General features: G+C 47.8%; 16 protein-coding genes and 1 riboswitch. Of the genes, 6 read left to right on the forward strand and 10 right to left on the reverse strand.

Features of this window, described 5'->3' with window-relative positions:
* Window positions 1–209 precede the first annotated feature (209 nt).
* The 6 genes from uca to QUA50_RS01640 all read right to left on the reverse strand — a co-directional run bounded on the left by uca (window position 210) and on the right by QUA50_RS01640 (window position 8,907).
* Window positions 210–3,827, reverse strand: coding sequence for an urea carboxylase (gene uca, locus QUA50_RS01615; RefSeq protein ID WP_333267128.1), 3,618 nt, complete (start codon window positions 3,825–3,827; stop codon window positions 210–212).
* A 313-nt stretch (window positions 3,828–4,140) separates the two neighbouring features.
* The gene (locus tag QUA50_RS01620) at window positions 4,141–4,782 is read right to left on the reverse strand and encodes an urea amidolyase associated protein UAAP2 (RefSeq protein WP_333267130.1); all 642 of its coding nucleotides are present in this window, start codon (window positions 4,780–4,782) and stop codon (window positions 4,141–4,143) included.
* A 198-nt stretch (window positions 4,783–4,980) separates the two neighbouring features.
* Window positions 4,981–5,712 (reverse strand): urea amidolyase associated protein UAAP1, encoded by a 732-nt coding sequence (locus tag QUA50_RS01625; RefSeq protein ID WP_333267132.1) that lies wholly within the window; start codon window positions 5,710–5,712, stop codon window positions 4,981–4,983.
* A 215-nt stretch (window positions 5,713–5,927) separates the two neighbouring features.
* Complete coding sequence (locus QUA50_RS01630) at window positions 5,928–6,704, reverse strand: ABC transporter ATP-binding protein (protein ID WP_333267134.1); 777 nt, start codon at window positions 6,702–6,704, stop codon at window positions 5,928–5,930.
* A 176-nt stretch (window positions 6,705–6,880) separates the two neighbouring features.
* A complete protein-coding gene (locus QUA50_RS01635) occupies window positions 6,881–7,732 on the reverse strand; it encodes an ABC transporter permease (RefSeq protein ID WP_333267136.1) in 852 nt (283 codons plus the stop codon).
* 107 nt (window positions 7,733–7,839) lie between these two features.
* Window positions 7,840–8,907, reverse strand: a complete 1,068-nt coding sequence (locus QUA50_RS01640) for an ABC transporter substrate-binding protein (protein WP_333267138.1) — start codon at window positions 8,905–8,907, stop codon at window positions 7,840–7,842.
* Between the two features lie 144 nt (window positions 8,908–9,051).
* Window positions 9,052–9,206, reverse strand: a riboswitch (guanidine-I (ykkC/yxkD leader).
* A 366-nt stretch (window positions 9,207–9,572) separates the two neighbouring features.
* Here QUA50_RS01640 and atzF point away from each other — a divergent pair.
* The 6 genes from atzF (at window position 9,573) to QUA50_RS01670 (ending at window position 16,258) form a co-directional block, all read left to right on the forward strand.
* A complete protein-coding gene (atzF, locus tag QUA50_RS01645; RefSeq protein ID WP_333267140.1) occupies window positions 9,573–11,387 on the forward strand; it encodes an allophanate hydrolase in 1,815 nt (604 codons plus the stop codon).
* Between the two features lie 40 nt (window positions 11,388–11,427).
* Window positions 11,428–12,174 carry a calcium-binding protein gene (locus QUA50_RS01650; RefSeq protein ID WP_333267142.1) on the forward strand — a complete coding sequence of 249 codons (747 nt, stop codon included), beginning with the start codon at window positions 11,428–11,430 and terminating at the stop codon, window positions 12,172–12,174.
* 227 nt (window positions 12,175–12,401) lie between these two features.
* Window positions 12,402–13,343, forward strand: a complete 942-nt coding sequence (gene truB / locus QUA50_RS01655; RefSeq protein ID WP_333267144.1) for a tRNA pseudouridine(55) synthase TruB — start codon at window positions 12,402–12,404, stop codon at window positions 13,341–13,343.
* 149 nt (window positions 13,344–13,492) lie between these two features.
* The gene (yidD, locus tag QUA50_RS01660) at window positions 13,493–13,723 is read left to right on the forward strand and encodes a membrane protein insertion efficiency factor YidD (protein ID WP_333267146.1); all 231 of its coding nucleotides are present in this window, start codon (window positions 13,493–13,495) and stop codon (window positions 13,721–13,723) included.
* Window positions 13,724–13,939: 216 nt separating this feature from the next.
* Window positions 13,940–15,154, forward strand: coding sequence for a response regulator (locus QUA50_RS01665; protein WP_333267148.1), 1,215 nt, complete (start codon window positions 13,940–13,942; stop codon window positions 15,152–15,154).
* A 105-nt stretch (window positions 15,155–15,259) separates the two neighbouring features.
* On the forward strand, window positions 15,260–16,258 hold the full coding sequence (locus tag QUA50_RS01670) for a glycosyltransferase (protein WP_333267150.1): 999 nt from the start codon (window positions 15,260–15,262) through the stop codon (window positions 16,256–16,258).
* A gap of 136 nt (window positions 16,259–16,394) precedes the next feature.
* Here the strand turns inward: QUA50_RS01670 and QUA50_RS01675 are convergent, their stop codons facing one another.
* The 4 genes from QUA50_RS01675 to QUA50_RS01690 form a co-directional block, all read right to left on the reverse strand.
* Window positions 16,395–16,967 (reverse strand): Uma2 family endonuclease, encoded by a 573-nt coding sequence (locus QUA50_RS01675; RefSeq protein ID WP_333267162.1) that lies wholly within the window; start codon window positions 16,965–16,967, stop codon window positions 16,395–16,397.
* Window positions 16,968–17,312: 345 nt separating this feature from the next.
* Window positions 17,313–17,642 carry an iron-sulfur cluster assembly accessory protein gene (locus QUA50_RS01680; protein ID WP_333267151.1) on the reverse strand — a complete coding sequence of 110 codons (330 nt, stop codon included), beginning with the start codon at window positions 17,640–17,642 and terminating at the stop codon, window positions 17,313–17,315.
* Window positions 17,643–17,781: 139 nt separating this feature from the next.
* Window positions 17,782–18,201, reverse strand: a complete 420-nt coding sequence (locus tag QUA50_RS01685; protein WP_333267153.1) for a phosphomannose isomerase type II C-terminal cupin domain — start codon at window positions 18,199–18,201, stop codon at window positions 17,782–17,784.
* Between the two features lie 383 nt (window positions 18,202–18,584).
* Window positions 18,585–19,586, reverse strand: coding sequence for a Fic family protein (locus QUA50_RS01690; RefSeq protein ID WP_333267155.1), 1,002 nt, complete (start codon window positions 19,584–19,586; stop codon window positions 18,585–18,587).
* Between the last annotated feature and the right edge of the window lie 476 nt (window positions 19,587–20,062).

Here is a 20,062-nt window from a genome sequence, read left to right on the forward strand (position 1 = left end):
CCCGCCCGTCATGAGTGGACGGGCGGGACGCCCATCCCACTTTCAAGAGTGGAAGTTATTTAATTCTCATTCCTAAGTATATCCTTTGTCTTGCGCCAGGACTCATGGGCGATAAGCTGTTCGGCATTTAAAAGACGATAGTAGCGTGCCTCATTACAGAAGTGTTTCCCGCATAAGCGCGTAAGTGTTCACTCCTGACACCAGAGAGATTAATTCGGTTGAATAGCCGCTAGAATTTGTCCGGCTGTCACCGTTTGTCCCTTTTCACAAAACAACTCGGCAACAGTCCCAGCCACATCAGCAGTAATAGCAATTTCCATTTTCATCGCTTCCAAAATTAACAGACGATCGCCCTCAGCTACCGCATCTCCCACATTAACCAGCACCTGCCAAACATTAGCCGAAACGTGAGCGACAACTGCCTCGCAACCTTCGGGCAAAACAACCTCCGCCGCTGTTTCAGAAGCCACATCCGCCGAGGATTCTGCTGCTGATTCAGCTTCAAATTCCCCGGATGCGGCCCAGCGATCGCGCTCTGCATTAAATGCCGCCTGCTGCTGCGCTTTAAACTCAGCCGCACTGCTAGCAATAAAATGCAAAAATTCATTGTATTCTCTCAAATTAAAAGTGATTTCCTCAACCTTTAATTTAAACTTCCCTTCGATAAATTCTTCCCGACAGCGGTGCAATTCCTCATGAGAAACCGGATAAAATCGGATTTGGTCAAAAAAGCGCAAAAGCCAAGGTTTACCAGACTGGAAATCCGCCGTTTGTTTGAACCGATTCCACATTTGCACAGTGCGGCCGACAAATTGATAACCTCCGGGCCCTTCCATCCCGTAAACGCACAAATACGCGCCGCCAATGCCAACTGCATTTTCAGGAGTCCAAGTGCGGGCGGGATTGTATTTAGTAGTAACCAAACGGTGGCGCGGATCGAGGGGAGTTGCGACGGGCGCGCCTAAATAAACGTCTCCCAAACCCATCACTAAATAGCTAGCATTAAAGACAATTTCTCTGACTTGTTCGATGCCCTCAAGCCCGTTTATGCGGCGAATAAACTCAATATTGCTGGGACACCAAGGTGCATCCGACCGCACAGACTGCATATATTTTTCAATGGCCAACAGCGTCGATTCATCTTCCCAAGATAAAGGCAAGTGTACAATTCGCGCCGGCACTTCCATATTGTCGATCGCCGGAAGTTCCGCCTCCGCCGCAATCAGCGCCTGCATTAGCTGCTGTTGCGAAATCTGGCGGCCCTCAAAGTGAATTTGGAGCGATCGCATTCCCGGCACTAATTCGATAACACCAGGCAACGGATTTGCTTTCAACTGTTCCATCAATGCGTGCGCCCGAAAACGCAAATTTAAATCCAGCACCAACGGGCCGTATTCAACTAGAATATATTTATCCCCAGCTTGACGGTAAGTAACAGCAACCTGTCCCGGAGATTCGGGAATTTCGTGCAAAATTGGAGAAGCGGGAACTGCGGGCAATTCCTCCGCATTTTCCCCAAAAATAGGCAAACTAAAAGTAGCAATTTGCCTATTTTGTGCTAATTCCCGCTGCAAAGCTTCAGCAAAACTCAAACAGTGAAAGCGAATGCTGTCCCCCGGTTTTAGTTGCCCGATTTTCCATAATTCCGACTGCACAATAGTAGCAGGACACACAAAACCTCCCAAACTCGGGCCGTCAAGACCGAGAATTACAGGCATATCGCCCGTAAAATCGATCGTGCCGATCGCGTAAGCATTATCGTGAATGTTAGACGGGTGCAAACCCGCTTCTCCGCCGTCTTGACGCGCCCAAGTCGGTTTCGGACCGATCAGCCGAATGCCCGTCCGCGTCGAGTTGTAATGCACCCGCCATTCTGTGGAGAAAAACATTTCGATGTCTGACTCAGTAAAGAAATCCGGCGCGCCGTGAGGCCCGTACAAAACACCGATTTCCCAATTATTGCTGTAAGTTGGAATTAGTTCGGGAGGCAAAGATATTTCCGCTTCCAGAGTTGCAGTTTGGTTGAGTTTTAACACATCTCCCGGACGCAGCGTGCGGCCCGCGTGTCCGCCAAATTTGCCCAGTACAAACGTTGATTTGCTGCCCAAATAATCGGGGACATTAAAGCCGTGTTTGACTGCTAAATAAGTGCGGTAGCCGCCGCCTTGAATGGCTTTTAACTTGAGAATGCTGCCAGCTTTTACGGGAATTGCCGTCCAAAACGGCACCGATTCGCCGTTTAGGGTTCCCTTCATAGTTGCACCGGTTAAACTAATAACTGTATCGGCATTAAAGCGCAGAGTTGGGCCTGTGGCTGTGAATTCCAATCCTGCTGTCGATTCGGGATTTCCTACTAAACGATTTGCCGATCGAAATGCCAGATGATCCATCGGCCCAGAAGGTGGCACGCCAACATCCCAATAGCCAATCCGCCCCGGATAATCTTGAATGCTGCTGTAGGTTCCCCCATCCAATACATCGATCGTTAAAGGTGCGTATTCAAAAGAGTTTAAAAAGCGCGTGCTCAGTTCGCCCCGGTGGAATCTGGAATCGTCCAAAATCTGGCGGAGGTAATCTAAATTAGTTTCAATTCCCGCTATTTCACTGGCATCTAAAGCAGCTTTTAGTTTTACGATCGCCTGTTCTCGATTATCTCCGCAAACGATTACTTTGGCTAGCAGCGGATCGTAAAAAGGAGTTACCTCCGTGCCCGTTTCTATCCAACTGTCGCAGCGGACGTTTTCGGGAAAGGCAACTTGATTCAGCAACCCGGAACTCGGCTGAAAATTCTTGCCGGCATCTTCCGCATAAATTCGCACCTCAATTGAGTGTCCCTGCGGCTGATAGCGGTACTCTTCCAGGGGGAACAAATCCCCCGAAGCCTGTTTTACCATCCACTCAACGAGGTCAATGTTGTTGACAGCTTCAGTAACGCCGTGTTCGACTTGCAAGCGCGTGTTGACTTCCAAAAAATAAAACTGTTTGGCATCGACATCAAAGACAAATTCAACAGTACCGGCTGATTGGTAATTTACCGCTTTTCCCAACCGCACGGCAGCAGCGTACAACTGATTTCGCTGTTCGTCGCTAATAGCAGGGGCGGGGGTTTCTTCTATTACTTTTTGATTGCGCCGCTGCACCGAACAATCTCGCTCGCCCAAGGCTATGACATTTCCTTTGCCATCTCCAAAGATTTGGACTTCTATGTGTCTGGCTGTTTGAATGTATTTCTCTAAAAAAACGCCGCTTTGTTTAAAATTGCTTTGACTCAAACGCTGTACTTTTTCAAATGCTTCTGCCAAATCTCGATCGCCAAAACAAGCCTGCAAACCGATGCCGCCGCCGCCTGCGGTACTTTTGAGCATCACCGGATAGCCGATCGCCCCAGCCGCTTTTTGGGCATCTTCTAAACTTGCTAAAAGTTCGCTTCCGGGAGTTAGCGGCACTTGATTTGCAGCGGCTATTTCCCGCGCGGTGTGCTTCAATCCAAAGCAGCGCAACTGACTCGGAGTCGGGCCGATAAATGCAATATTTTCCCTTGCACAAGCTTCGGCAAATTCAGCATTTTCGCTCAAAAAGCCGTAACCAGGATGGATAGCTTGAGCTTTTGTTTGGCGCGCAACTTCGAGAATGCGATCGAACCGCAAATAACTCTCGGCTGCGGCGGCTGCACCGATACAAACGGCTTCGCTGGCGGCGAAAACGTGCTTGGCGCGGGCGTCGGCTTCAGAATATACTGCTACCGAAGCAATTCCGAGGCGATCGAGGGTGCGGATAATTCGGCAGGCAATTTCACCGCGATTGGCAATCAAAACTTTGTTAAACATTTAGGGAATTGGGAATTGGGAATTGCTAATGGCAGGGGTTCAGAAACCGGGTTTCTTCCTAAATCTTGGTGAGGATACAAAAATCATCGCAGAAACCCGGTTTCTTGGACTTGGGGCAGGGGTTCAGAAACCGGGTTTCTTCCTAAATCTTGGTGAGTATGCCAAAATCATCGCAGAAACCCGGTTTCTTGGACTTGGGGCAGGGGTTCAGAAACCGGGTTTCTTCCTAAATCTTGGTGAGTATGCCAAAATCATCGCAGAAACCCGGTTTCTTGGACTTGGGGCAGGGGTTCAGAAATTAGATATTTTCAGATTACACAGAATCCCAAACAATCAACTGAATCGGCGTAGGATTGTAAGCATTGCAAGGATTGTTCATTTGCGGGCAGTTAGAAATAGCAACCAGCGCGTTCATTTCGGCTCGCAAATCAACTGTACTTCCCGGATCGGAGATGCCGTCAACAATTTCAAGCGTGCCATCTTCGCTAACCGGAACATTCATAAAAAAGTTGATATTGCTGACTAAATCTCGCTTGCCCAAACCGTAGGGAAGAATTGCAGCGAGGAAATTTTCAACGCAGGCGTGCTGGTATTTTTTATCGAGTCCAAACCGCACCGAATTGCTCTCGCAGCTACAGGCGCCGCCGGAGGTGTCGTGCCGCCCGCAGGTGTCAGCAATTATGGTCATCATGACTCGCCCTTCGTTGGAAATGAGTTGGCTGTTTGTAGTGACAAAGATGTTGCCTTGATTGACGATCGTATCGGCGGCGCTGTAGCGTTCGGAAGGGTCATCGGCATTGTAAACTAAAAAATCTACTGCTTGATTTCCGCCTAAATCTACAATGCGGAGAATCTGTCCTTTTTTGATGACGCGAGACCAGGGATGTCTGGCTGGTAAAACTTCGTTATAAATTGCTGTTTTTGGATCGAGAATTTGTTGGGTAGTTGCAGTCATGGTTCACTTTTTTTGATGAAATTACCGAATAGTTCACCGCCAATTGATGCGGAGAAGATTTAGTTGTGGAATCTGGTTTATTAGATATCTTGCATAAGTCTTTGATTGAGACATAAACCGCAGATGTCAGGCAGATAAACACAGATAAACGCAGATAAGGGAAGGAAGTGGAAGCTTGGGAATGCAATGCAAGTCTATTTATTGCACGAACAAAGCATCGGTGTTGATGAACCCGCGCACGGCTTCCGGGTTGGCGGTGCGGCACAAGTCGTCGGGTGCGGGGGCGGGGGTTTTCACAATCTGAATTTGGATGGGTTTTGGATCGTAAATTGAACCAGGATGCAGGATGTGGGGGCAGTTAGAGATAATGGTCAATACGTTCATTTCGGCTCGCAAATCGATAAAACTACCGGGTTTTTCGCAGCCTTCGCGAAACTCCATCGTGCCGTCTGGTTTGACGGCAATGCGAGTAAATAAGTTGAGGTTGGGCATGATATCTTTTTTGCCCAATCCCCACCGACTTAGGGCTTTGAGGAAGTTGTCGCGGGAGTTTTTCCAGTCTCCTTCGCCGTATTTTTTGGCATTGCTAATGGCGTTGCTGCATCCTCCTAGCAAATCGTGACAGCCGGAGGTATCTTGGGTGATGGAAAATAGGACGCGCCCCATGTCTGTGTAGATGACCATGCCTTGTTTGAGAAAGGCGTTGAATTGAATTTTGGCGGTGTCTGCTGCGTTGAAACGTTCGATCGCATTGTCGGCGTTGTAGCACAGCATGGAAACGCCGCGAGAGCCTTCTAAATCGGTGATTCGCAGGGTGTTTCCCCGCTTGATGACTCCCGACCAGTACGCGCCGCCCGGTACGGTTTCTTCGATTAATACGAGGCTTGAATCAATTTGTGAGTTTTTGTCGATCGATGATAGTTGCACCATAAGTTCCTCTTGATGTATTTGGGTAGGTCAGCGAAACAAAATAATAGTATTTTGTAGTGGCAAAACTCACTTTCTCCCAAAGTAATATTTATCTCCACTGATATCTTGCACTATTTTTAAGAACAGGCAAGATGCCTGTTCCACAAGAAAATTTAGTCTTTGTGGAACAGGCATCTTGCCTGTTCCTAAAAGTGCAACTGCAAACCTATTTCTATTTAAGCAGCCATTGCAACTGCTTCCTGTCCGTGTTTCCGCATCAAATCCATGAGTTCGTCGCGGTAATCGTGGAATTTGGCGTGGCGTTTAACGCTGGGAGTGCGATCGGGCAAATTAATCGACATTTCCTTTCTCACTGTACCGGGACGAGCGCCCAAAGCATAAATCCGATTGGAAAGAAACACCGCTTCTTCGACATCGTGGGTAATCATAAAGATTGTAATCTGAGTGCGGCGCCACAAATCCAGCATGAATTCGTGCATCGATTCTTTAGTGTGGATATCCAATGCGCCGAAAGGTTCATCCATTAATAACACTTTAGGTTCAGAAGCGAGGGCGCGGGCGATCGCCACCCGCTGTTTCATCCCGCCCGACAATTCCTTCGGTAGCGACGAAGCAAACTGCGTCAATCCTACCACACTCAAATAATAGCTCGCTTGTTCGCGCCGCTTCTGCTTGGACACGCCTTGAAGTTTGAGACCAAACTCGGCATTTTCCTGCACGTTCATCCAAGGATAAAGAGTGTAATGCTGAAATACCATACCTCGATCCGGCCCAGGCGAAACAACTTCCTTGCCATCGATTTTCACTTCCCCTGCTGTCGGCTTGTCCAATCCCGCAATCTGCCTCAACAGAGTAGATTTGCCCGAACCGGATGCGCCTACCGCGCAGATAAATTCGCCTTGCTTGATGGTCATATTGATGTCCTTGAGAACAACTAATTTACCCTTTTTCGTTTCAAAGTTTTTGTGCAGGTTGTTGATTTGCAAAAACATGAGTTTATCCTCTCTATTGTAAGTAAAAAAATGACACCATTCTGCTTTCTAACCTCTGCTGGACTTACGCACTCCGACAAAGAAACCGGGTTTTTTACCTAATATGCGGGCTGCAACCTGTGTGTTTTCGTAAAAAAACCCGGTTTCTGGGCACCCATCCGTAAGTCCCGATCTGCTTACTGTTTCTGACTTGACCATTTACAAGACACCCGCAGCAGATATTGAAAAAGCAAGTCAAAAGTCAGTCCGATCGCCCCAATGACAATCAGCCCCACAAAAATTTCATCGGTTCGGAGAAATCGACCTGCGACGCTGATCCGGCGGCCTAAGCCTTCGGTTGCCGCAATCAATTCCGAGACAATTACCAATTGCCAAGCCGCAGCTAAGTTGATGCGGCTAGCATCAAGAATTCCCGGCAAAACGTGGGGAAAAATAACTTGAGTTAGGATTTCCCAGCGATTCCCACCCAACATATAAGTAGATTCGATCAAGTCTTTTGGAACAAACTTGACTGTATCCATCACCATCAGCGAATTGAAGAAAAAGACGCCGATAAATATCAGGGTAATTTTGGGTTCTTCGCCGATTCCCAAGTAGAGAATTAGCAGGGGAATGAATGCTGGTGCGGGCATATATCGCATCAAGCCGAACATGGGTTCTAGCAAGGCGCGAATACTGGCAAAACTGCCCATCAGCACGCCAATTGGTATGGAAAAAACCAAGGCGAACAGAAAGCCCACTCCCACCCGCCACAAACTCGCTACCGTATCTTTCAAAAGTTCGCGAGTGTTCCACAGCCGACCAAATGCCTCTAAAACTTTGGCGGGGGAAGGCAAAAATTTGGGGTCTACGTTAGCGAAGGTTGTTACTAGCCACCACAGCAGCAGCGGGAGTGCGATCGATGTTACCGTTAACCCAATATTGAGAGGTTGCGGTATCTCTTCCGCAATCCGCCAGAAAACGGTGGGATTTAGGTTTTTTTGCTTGATGTGGGATTGGATCGATCGAGGATCGGGATTTGGTGGCATGATTTAATTGCGGAAGGATTGGTCGAGTAATTGGAGGAAATTTTGGGGATTATAAAAAGTATTTTTTTCAAGGTTTTTTGTGTCTGCACAATCGTAAATTATGCCTTTTAGCTTTTACCTTCTGCATAAGCTTTGATAAAGCGATCGTCAAATAATGTGCTGATATCTGGTTGGGTTTTGGCTAAATTTACATCTACGAGAAATTTATTCATTTCTGCCGCAGCAAACTGCAATGATGTCATGTCGTTTCCCGGTTGAAAGGCTTTCAAGTTTTCCTCGATCGTAAATATCTGAGTGCCGTTTTCATATTCTTTGTATTCCTCAACGCTAACTCCGGCGCGGTTGGCGAGAATCTCGTAAGATTTCTCTTTATTGGCTTTCATGTATTCCAATGTTGCAAACCATGAATTGACCAGCGCTTGCACTCGATCGGGGTGTTCGCCGATAAACTTTCGGGTGAATACCAAGTGGTCAGAAATCGCCCCCGGAAAATCTTTGGAACTAAACAGTTCCTTGCTGTTCGATCGTTTTAATGCCTGGGTGGTAAACGGCGCAAATACTGCCACCGCATCGACTTGTCCTCCGACGAAAGCCGCCGCAGCTTTGCCAGTTTCCAGCGGTACAAATTGAATATCTTGCACTGATAAACCTGCTTGTCTCAGCCCTAACAGCAATAGAAAGTGATCGACTGTACCTTCCTCTGCCGCAACTTTTTTACCTCTTAAATCCGCAACGGAATTGATGCCTTCAGCGACAATCACTTTGTCATTTCCCGTCGAGTTGTCGTTGACTAAAACAATTACTTGGTCGGCACCGCCTGATATAGAGTTTACGGTATCGCCGAGGGTTTGGCTGTTAGCATCTATCTGTCCGGCTGTGAGTGTGCTAATCGATTCTAAGTAACCGTCAAACCATTTTAAGTCTACAGGAACATTGTTGGCTTCAAATATCTTTTGTTCTTTGGCAATTTGCCACGGAAACCAGCCGGGCCACGCGCTGAATCCGAGGCGAACTGCGTTAGCACTTACTGAAGAAGCTGCTTCGCTTTCAGTCGTGGTTTTGATATAAATTGCCGGGTTGACGCAGCCGACAGCAAAAAACAAGGTGATGAAAAATAGGGCGCAGTAGGACAAGGGCGATCGCATTCTTTTTGGGGAGCAATATCGGATATTCATAGCATATTCTGGTTGCTGGTTAGAGGTGAATATGTCGATCGAGCTTTTGCACCTTCTTTGGCTTCCTTAGCTGCCGCAAACCCCCCTGATATACAAGGATAAAGCCCGAGAGCTAACGAACCGAGTCTTGCTGACCGATCGCGTTTCTCCCGGGCTTTTATCCCGCCGTGTAACTGGCTAGTGTTCCCCTCAAATTAATAAAATCTTGGGATGACCAGTCTGCTTCTCTCGGACCAGCACTTGAACTGTCTAAGCTGAGTTAGAAACTGATTCAAATCGGAACCCTAGAAGCTGTTAAATTTTTTCGGTTTTTGTCTGTATAAGTCCTGTTTGCAACCCAAGGAGTTATTCGAGACTGTCAGTAACAGCAATGCACTTAGCTTTTTGAAAGGTAAGCATACTGTAGCTTGCAATCTTACGAGATTGCTACGTTTCAAACGGTAACAGCAAGCTCGATCGGAAAATGTGTATGATGTTACAAAATACGGTTTTTCTCGGATTTTTAAGATGAAAGGTTTTGGAGTCGATCGCGAAGTATGGGCGGGGGCGGGTTTATGAGATTATCGATTATGGGCAATTATTATTGGTGAACCCGCCCCTACAAAATCATACAAGTCTAATCTAAAATCTCAAATCTAAAATCTAAAATCGACTGACGGTGCATTATGGAAGAATTTAACTACAGCAACAGTCTCGACATTCATTCGCTGCTCGATCGCTACCGCACGGGATCGATCGCGCCTGCAGATGCGATCGCGAGCGTGTACGATCGGATCGAACGCTATGCAGATCCGGCAGTATGGATTTATTTAGCACCGCAGGCGGAAACCCTCGAACGCGCCAAAGCTTTGGAAAACCTAGATCCGCAACAATTGCCGCTCTACGGAATACCTTTTGCGATCAAAGATAATCTCGATTGGGCCGGCGTTCCCACTACAGCGGGATGTCCTCGGTTTGCTAGCACTCCAGCGCGATCGTCCGCAGTCGTAGAGCGTTTGTGCGCGGCAGGTGCGATCGCGATCGGCAAAACAAACATGGATCAATTTGCCACAGGATTAGTGGGAACCCGCACTCCCTATGGAGTTTGCCGCAATCCGTTCGATTCGCGCTACATTCCGGGCGGATCGAGTTCCGGTTCCGCCGTAGCAGTCTCCGCCGGATTGGTGAGTTTTGCTCTGGGTACCGATACCGCAGGCTCAGGGCGGGTTCCCGCTGCTTTTACCAACATTGTCGGGCTGAAGCCAAGTTGCGGATCGGTAAGCACTCGCGGCTTGCTGCCGGCGGTGCGATCGCTCGATTGCGTTTCTGTGTTCGCTCTCACCTGTGCGGATGCGGCCTCCGTGCTGCAAGCAGCCAGCGGTTTTGACGCTGAGGATGCGTTTTCTCGCCACCCTGAAACGAAAGTTTTGCCGGATTTATCCCGCTTGCGGGTGGGAATTCCCGGAGAGGGCGAACTCGAATTTTTCGGGAATGCAGAAGCCGAACAGCGCTACCGAGAGTCGATCGCGCGCTTGCAATCATTGGGCTGCACGATCGCACCTATTGACTTCAAACCCTTTGCTGAGGCGGCCGAACTGCTCTACGGCGGGCCTTGGGTAGCAGAAAGGTTGGCCGCGATCGGCGATTTCCTCGACGCGCACCCAGATGCGATCGATCCGATCGTCTGCGAAATTATCAGCGGTGGCAAACGCTACGATGCCGTCTCTGCCTACCGCGCGTCGTACCGCTTGGCAGAGCTCCGCAAGAAGGCAGAAATTCAGTGGCAGTCAATGGATGTTTTGGCTGTTCCCACGACAGGTACGATTTATACTGTCGCAGAAGTTGCAGCCGAGCCGATCGCGCTCAACACCAATCTAGGCCGCTACACGAACTTTGCGAATTTGCTCGATTTGTGTGCGATCGCAGTTCCCAGCGGGTTTCAAAGCAGCGGATTGCCCGCAGGATTGACACTGATGGCTCCTGCGTGGCACGATTTATCGCTGTGCCGCCTGGGCTGTGCTTTCCACGATCGCTTGGGCGGAACTTTGGGCGCAACCGGTCTGCCGCTGCCAACCGTCCCGGAACCCGCCCTCGCAGCCAAACCCGACTCAGAAGAACGAGTCAAAATAGCTGTGGTTGGCGCTCATTTGAGCGGTGAGCCGCTGAATTATCAACTAATCGAGGGGGGAGGCGTTTTGGTTCGCGCCTGCCGTACCAGCCCGATTTACAAGCTGTACGCTTTGACGGGTACTGCTCTGGGCAAGCCGGGACTGGTGCGTCAGGTAGAGGGCGGTAGCGCGATCGAGGTGGAAGTTTGGGAGTTGTCGATCGCGGCTTTCGGCGGATTTGTCGCTAAAATTCCCCCGCCCTTGGGAATTGGTACGCTGGTGTTGGAGGACGGCTCCACGGTGCAGGGCTTTTTGTGCGAACCTTATGCTGTGGCGGATGCGATCGATATTTCTCATCTCGGCGGTTGGCGAGCTTATAACTTCCGGTTTTAAGTTAAGTTAGAATGGCAAATTTCTACCCATCTTCAGAATCATGCCATCAGCAGTGCCACTTGTACCAATTCCCGTCACAACCCCAACCCCCAGCGGCGGCGGTACCCGTCCCTCCGGGCCCGCTGGCGGCACTCGCGGCACCAGCGGCCCCGACTCCCTCAGAGGTAGTGCGGGCGCTAACTTGATATTTGGTTTGGGTGGCCCTGACAGCATTTTCGGCTTAGGCGCAGACGATTCCCTCTACGGCGGCGACGGCGATGACTCACTGCTGGGGGACGTTGGCGATGATTTGCTGTTCGGCGGTGCGGGCCGCGACAGCGTTTTGGGTGGCGCCGGCGACGATACTTTCTACGGTGGCAAAGGTTCTGACTCAATGCTGGGCGGCGATGGCAATGATTTGCTGTTTGGCAACCAAGACACCGATACTTTGTTGGGAGGCGCGGGCGATGACTCGCTTTTTGGGGGTGCTGGCGATGACTCGCTGTTTGGTGGCATCGGCAATGACTGTTTATCGGGCGATCGCGGCCAAGATACTTTAACTGGCGGCACCGGAAACGATACTTTTGCGATCGGGCGTTTGGCAGACGGGGATGTGATTACAGATTTTACTGATGGTACGGATCGAATTCGCTTGACTGCCGGCCTTACTTTTGGCGAAATCACCATTTCCGCTGGGGCTGGAACTTCGCCCACGACAATTATTCAGCTTACAAGCACCAAGGAAACTCTGGCTACTTTATTCGGAGTTGCCCGCGCTTCTATCAGTCAGGCAGACTTTATTCTTTAATTGGGAATGGGGAATTGAGAATTGATAATTGGGCTGGCGGGTACTTTGTAGTTTTAAGTTTTCAATGTTTAACTTGTTAACTAAAAACCGCTTTTGCGTTGCAAGTAACGTTAGCTTTCGCGTTGCGAAAAAAAGCAAACTCAAAACTTTTCATCTTCCATCTTCCCTCTTCCTGACATCCGTTATATCCGTTACATCCGTTACAAAATCCGTTGCCGAACTTCCTAATGACTACTGACGGTTTTCTCAATCTCAACAAACCTGCGGGCATGACTTCTCACGACTGCGTGGGGCGAGTGCGCCGGCTATTGAAACTCAAGCGAGTCGGACACGGAGGAACCCTCGATCCTGCCGTGACTGGCGTTTTGCCGATCGCCCTGGGCAAAGCAACCAGACTGCTGCAATATCTCCAACACAATAAAGCTTACCGAGGCACGATTCGGTTTGGCTTAACTACTGCTACTGACGATTTAGAAGGAGAAATTATCCATTCTCGACCGGTGCCAGAGTTGAGTTTGGAACAAGTGCAATCTGCACTGCCAAAATTCCTAGGAAAAATCGAGCAATTTCCGCCGAGTTTTAGTGCGGTGCAGGTGGGAGGAAAACGCCTTTATGAGTTAGCTAGAAAAGGCGAAACTGTGGAAGTTGCTGCTAGGAAAGTCGAGGTTTTTCGGCTGGAAATCTTGGATTGGCGGCCGGGGGATTTTCCTGAATTGGATTTGTCGATCGCCTGCGGGGCGGGTACTTACATTCGGGCGATCGCGCGGGATTTGGGTGCACTGTTTAATGCAGGCGGTACTTTGGCTTGTTTGACTCGCACCGAAAGTAGCGGTTTTTCGATCGACCAAAGTCTAACTTTTGAACAATTGGAACTGCAATTGCAGGAGAATAAATTCTGCCCGATTTTGCCATCGGCGGTTTTGGGACATTTAGGTGCGATCGTCCTTTCCCCTGAATATACCAAACGCTGGTTTCAAGGACAGCGCCTCCCGATTCCCGAAACGCCGATCGAACCCTATGAGGAAAGTAGCAACCATCCCCCCCACAACCCAATACCCGAACATCCCTATCCCTTGCAGGTGTACGATCGAGACGGTAATTTTTTAGGTATCGGTCAAGTAGCCAACTCAGAGACAAGTACCATATTATCTCCTCAAATTGTGCTTTAAGTATCTAAAATAACAATGAAAAAAGGTATAATTGGTACAGGAAAAGTTGGCATAACTCTAACCGCTGGGAATGCTATCGATGCACCTAGTTTACAGCGGTATAGGACGAGGTTGACCTATTAATCCAATCAATCGCTGAGGTAAAAATTGTGAAAATATTGCTGATCGGATTAATCAGAGGCTACAAAATGGGGATTTCTCCTTACCTGCCTAACGCCTGTAGATTTCAGCCCACTTGTTCGCAATACGCGATCGAAGCAATAGAAAGATTTGGGCCGGCCCGCGGCAGCTCAATGGCAGTTAAGCGGATTTTGCGCTGTCATCCTTTTCATCCAGGGGGTTACGATCCAGTACCTCCCCCAGATAGCGAGGGCAATTAATTATTAGTTATAATCCCGATTTTAGTGATTAGTTAATAGGGCAAATAGCCGTTACATCATCATGGCTAAAACTCCTGGGGGGAATCACTCCCTAAGAGGGTTAAATTCTCACAATTAGTGGTGTTTTTAAAGCCAAATTCAGTAAAATTACTGTTATCTTTCAAAACTCAGCAGCTATATAATGGTACAAACAGAGTACAGGGGATGCGAGTTGATATGTCTGCTACCGCAATCGGATACAAAATGTTGTCCCATACTCTGGCTGTACTCAGCCAGAAACAAGCAACGGGGAAACTGGTGTTAGAGCAAGGGGAACAACAGTGGCAACTTTACTTTTTTCAGGGTAGTTTGGTGTATGCCACGGGAGGAGCGCACAGAGCGAGACGCTGGTACAGGGCGATCGGGCAACACTGTCGAAACTTTCAAGTGGATCTCAGAGACCTCAATGCTGGAGAACTGTGGGAATATCAACTGCTTCAGCGAGGGATAGCAGCGAGCGAAATGAGTCTGGAACAAGCTAGGGCGATCGTCCACACCAGCCTTTCGGAAGTGTTATTTGCTCTGATCGGTCAATCGGGTTTGCGCCGGGAGTGGCGTCCCTCCCAGAAATATTTTTCTACCATTACCTCTTCTTTGCTGCTGTCTTTAACAGAAGTAGAGAAAATTCTGTGTTGTACAGAAGAAATTTGGCAAAAGTGGAAAGCAATGGGTTTGTGGCTGGTAGATCCAGAACAAGCACCGCTTTTAAAACCGTCGGCCCAGTTGCAGCAAAATCGATTTAGTTCTAATTCTTTGATCGCTTTGAGTAACGTATTCAACGGCGAGAATACTCTTTGGGATATTGCATTTAAGAAAAAGCAGTGCGTGACAGTGGCAACTCGCGCTTTAGTTAATTACATCAAGCAAGGTTTAGTAAATTTCCGAACAGTACCAGACTTGCCGTCGCCTATAGAACAGTGGCGCCTTGCCGCGGCGATTGCAGGGCCGGGTCGCCCTTTGATTGCTTGTATTGATGACAGTCCGACAGTTTGCGAATTTTTAGAGCAAATTTTATTGCCCCAGGGCTATCGAGTCCTAAAAATTCAAGACCCCATGCAGGGAGTGGGCATCCTCGCCAAACAAAAGCCTGCTTTAATTTTTATGGACGTGGTGATGCCGAAGACAAGTGGCTTTGCTTTGTGCAATTTTTTGCGAAAAACACCTGCTTTTCGGGAAACTCCGATCGTATTTTTGACCGGTCAAGATAGTATAATTGACCGCACGCGGGCGAAATTGACAGGTGCTTCCGATTTTTTGAGGAAGCCAGCCAATCCCGAACAGGTTGTGCAAATAGTTGACAAGTATTTGAAGGTAAAAGGCGATCGCCACCCTTCAGCAATTCGCCCCCAAGATATACTTAATCCACGACAACTTACCTTGGCAAATTCTTGACCCCAAATTAATGAACACAACAACCCCTTGCTGGGTGCGTCAGTTCCTGACGCACCCTAAACTCATTGTAAAATAAAGACGCAATCGAATTTAAGATAATTAATTATGAGTAATGTTACGATCGATCGCACCCCGCAGGTGAGCGTAGTAATTCCGGCTTACAACTGCGCGGATTACGTCGGCCAAGCCGTCGATAGCGTTCTGCACCAAACCTATGCTAACTGGGAAATTATTGTCATAGACGACGGTTCCAAAGATGACACTAGATTAGTTTTAGAGAAATATGGCGATCGAATTCGCTACATTTACCAACAAAATCAAGGAGTTTCGATTGCCCGAAATCACGGCATCGAGCTAGCGCGAGGAGAATTTATCGCCTTTCTTGATGCTGACGACTACTTTCTCCCCGACAAATTAGCAGCACAAATGGCTGCATTTGCAGCGCGACCAAATCTAGGAATAGTTCACAGCGGCTGGCGTCTAGTTAATAGTATAGGCGAACCGCTAAAAGATGTCAAACCCTGGCAAAACGTACCTAAATTAGACTTAGAAATGTGGCTGCGGTGGAAACCAGTATTACCCAGCGCGATGGTATTTCGCCGTCAGTGGTTAGAGCGCGCCGGCGGATTTGATCCTCGATTTCCCCCGGCGGAAGATACAGATTTAGTGCTGCGTTTAGCCTTAATGGGATGCGAAGCAGAGTGGTTGCAGCAAGTAACTGTTTGCTACCGCCAGCACGAACAAAGCGCCATGTACAAAGGTTTACCGCAGGCTAAATCCCTCGCCGCAGTCATGGACAATTTTTTTTCCCGCCCCGAATTGCCGGATAAAATACGTTTGTTGGAAAAGCAAATCAAGTACAGTACGTTAGTTTGGATTGCTTGGTATTTGTACCGCACCGGTCATTCTGTTGAGATGGTAGAGTTTTTGCACCGTTCTTGGAATTATACGCCTTATTTGCCTGTGGAAACAGTAATTAATTGGGCGGAAGCTTTCGCCGAGTTTTCGCAGGATGCAGGCAATGAATTCGATGCAGATTTGTTAGCTCAATCTCCTGAGTGGGAGCAGTTAATGCAGTGGATTATTCTCGGTACGCCAGCTTGATTGAAAGCTTTTCCATTGCGCTGATATCGTTTACGGTTGCATAGGAATTATTTAACCGCAGAGAGCGCAGAGGACACAGAGGAAGAGAAGAGAGGTTTTTCGCATTTCTGGCTCTGTAATATCTGCATAAACTTTATTAGGCTTCAGTTTGAGTTTCTGCTTCAGTAAAAATTGGCGGCCACAGTTCAGCAATTGGCAATTCCCAACCAGGGAAAAGTTCGGGTACTGTCAAAATATCTTCATTTCCCAACACAATCGGTTCACCTTCCTGACGATAAATTGTTAGAGTTTCTTCATCTGGATCGATCAAAATTCCTACTTGGGCTCCGAGTTGTAGGAAATTATGAATCTTTTTTTCTAGCGGTTTAATGCGATCGCTCTGTGATTTAATTTCTACTACCAAGTCGGGGACTAATTCTCCGAAATAACGGGGACTTTGCCTGAGACGTGCCGCTCGGACAAAAGAAACATCAGGTGCTGTGAGGTTAGCATCAGGTAAAATAAAGCCGCCTGCGGAGTCAAAAACTCGACCCAAACGGCGGGGATTCACCCAAACGAAGAGAAAGGCACTCAACCGAATGCCAATTTCACTAGATACAATGTCTGACGGACCCACAATGATAATTCTCCCGCTTTCTAGTTCAACTTGGTAGTCTTGACCGGCTTCTTTGAAGGTTTTTTGGACTTTTTCTAAGTCTTTGACTGTCATCATACGATTTTAGATTTTAGATTTTAGATTTTAAGTTTTAAATTTGAGATTTTAAGTTTTAAATTTGAGATTTTAAATTTTATAATTATCTGCAACTGACGCACTCTAAATCATATTGGTTATTGCTTATTGTGTCAGGTGCGTCAATCTATTTTAGATTTTAGAATTGAAGAATTATCTGCAACTGACCAAGAATTTCTTGATGGTACCCGCCACGTGATTTATCCGTGGAATCAATCCAAAATCGCAAATCGCAAATCCTCAAGCCCCCGCATTTATCCGTGGGGTCGCCTCTAAAATCTAAAATCTAAAATCTAAAATCGATTGACGCACCCTACAGGTTGGTTATTCCTTGGCAGAAAATGAGTTACCGCAGCTACAGCTTTGGGCGGCATTGGGATTGTGAAATCGGAAACCTCCGCCCATCAAGTCTTCTGAATAATCCAAGGTGAGCTCATTGAGATATTTTAAGTGCTGGGGGTCGATCGCAACGGAAATTCCCTCCGACTCGCATACAGCGTCTTCTGGGGCTGGCGCGTCGTCAAATGCCATTGTATAAGACAAACCGGAGCAGCCGCTCGATTCCACGCCCAGACGAAATAAAGCATTGGGGTTCGGATGCTTCGACTTGAGGCGCGTTACTTCGGTTGCTGCTGTTTTGCTCAGATAAATCATTATGAGTAATTGGTAATTTGTAATTGGGGAGTAGTGTTGAATTTTGAGAATTTAGAGTGCGCCTAGGCGTGCACTTTACCCGGAGAATGTAGGGTGCGCCGCGCCGCGCACCATACTCCTATATTTTTAGCAACTTGAGTTACTTGGTCTTTTCTGTACGGGCATAATCGTCTTGAAAGCGTACAATATCATCTTCTCCGAGATATTCGCCATTCTGCACCTCAATTAAAACCAGAGGGATAACTCCCGGATTTTCCAGGCGGTGAGAAATGCACTGAGGAACGTAGGTAGACTGATTTGTAAACAGAACTTGTTCAGTTTCGCCGCAAGTAACTTTTGCAGTACCAGAAACCACAATCCAGTGTTCGCTGCGGTGGTGGTGCATTTGCAGGCTGAGGCGGTGTCCCGACTTAACTTCGATCCGCTTAATTTTATATCCTGGGCCTTCTTCTAGAGTCGTAAATGAGCCCCAAGGCCGCAATTCTGTAGCGGCTATTCCGTTGGGTGCTGCAGGTGCGTGCAGGGTAGATACTTGAGAAATTTCTTGAATCTGAACCATGATTTTCACTCCTTGAGGATTGCTTGCTGAATCCTGTGGTAAACGACGTAGTTTTTTGAGATTAACTAATCTATAGTTAAAATCGAAGCCCACCTGCGGGCAATGGTTAGCCGACTGTAGAGTTTTGCAAGAGTTGCGCTCAGCTCGATCGACTTGCCTTAACAACCATAGCAAAACCAACATAGCTGTTGTCACCCGGTATTGGCTCGATCGCCCCAATCTACATCAAATCTTTATCTGTGGCGGCTGGTTCTTTATTTAATGGGACATCTTGCAGGATTTACGGTGGTTTCGGAATGATTTAACCGCAGAGGCCGCAGAGGGCGCAGAGAAAGAGAAGAGAGAGATGAATAATTTTGATAGCAGCGGATTTTTGGTAAATCCTAATCCAGCTCTTGAGACTGCTGCTGCAAAACGGATAGCATCTCTTGATAGAAAGGCAGCCCTTGACTTTGGCTATCGCTGGCGGTTGCTAGGATTTGCAAGGTTTCGATCAGCGAGTATCGGGCCGCATCTACAATAAGATCGAGGAGCGGATGAATCCCAGAACCATGCTGCTGTGCTTCTGCGATCGCATCGATGTAGGCAGCACGCACCTGGTTAGAGATAATCACAATGGGATATCCTGCCCGCAACAGCAGGAGATTCATCAATAGCCGTCCCGTCCGTCCGTTACCATCCCGAAATGGATGAATCGACACAAAGCGAAGATGTGCTTCGGCTGCATACTCTAGCGGATGTAACGATTTGATTTTATCACTGTTGAGCCATTCGATAAATTCCGGCATCAAACCCGAAAGCAAATAATGAGGCGGATAGAGGTATTCAGTACCGGCGGCTTTGACATCTAACTGCCGATAGCGTCCAGCTTCCTCCGGGGCGTTAGCGAAGCCCTCGAAGAGGATCGCCCTTATAATTAAGTTGTGAATCTGTTTAATTTCCCATTCACCGATCGCACTGTCCGATCGCGTTAGCATTTCAATGTAGTCGATCGCATCTCGATGTCCGATGACTTCTAGGTGTTCCCGCAAAGTTTTGCCACCGACAGTGATGCCGGTTTCTAAGACTAATTCGGTTTCGCGCTGCGTTAAGGTATTTCCCTCGATCGCATTAGAATGATAGGTGAACCGAACATCGTAGAGTTTTTTCAATTCGGCAACCAGCGTGGGAGAAAGCGGCCGAAAGCTATCCAACCAGGCTTTGAGTCGATCGACTTTTTGCAATTTTTCAGAAAGGTTCATCGCGGATGAGAAGGCAAAATGTTGGTGGAGAATGTCACCCAGACGCTGAGGATACAGTCGCACTAACAGTTCGATAAACTTATTTCTCAATAACAGGCAAGATGCCTGTGGAGCGAAGAGTAAATTTTCTTGTGGCGCGGACATCTGTCCCGCCATTGAAAAGCTTATTAACAAGGGTGCAAGATGTGAGTTGGTATCGCAATTATTCATCTCTCTTCTCTTCCTCTGCGCTCTCTGCGGCCTCTGCGGTTGAATAATTCAAAAAATATAACTTCTCCTCTAGTGACCAACAAGCTGTTTTTCACTTATTTATGAACAGGCTTTTCGGCCTGTGAAGCGAGAAAATTCACTCTTTGTGGAACAGGCATAGCGAAGAGTAAATTTTCTTGTGGCGCGGGCATCTTTCCCGCCATTGAAAAGCTTATTAACAAGGGTGCAAGATGTGAGTTGGTATCGGAATTATTCATCTCTCTTCTCTTCCTCTGCGCTCTCTGCGGCCTCTGCGGTTGAATAATTCAAAAGATATAACTTCTCCTCTAGTGGCCAACAAGCTGTTTTTCACTTATTTATGAACAGGCTTTTCGGCCTGTGAAGCGAGAAAATTCACTCTTTGTGGAACA

This window comes from Microcoleus sp. M2_D5, assembly GCF_036701935.1.
In the GTDB taxonomy this organism is placed as follows: domain Bacteria; phylum Cyanobacteriota; class Cyanobacteriia; order Cyanobacteriales; family Microcoleaceae; genus Microcoleus.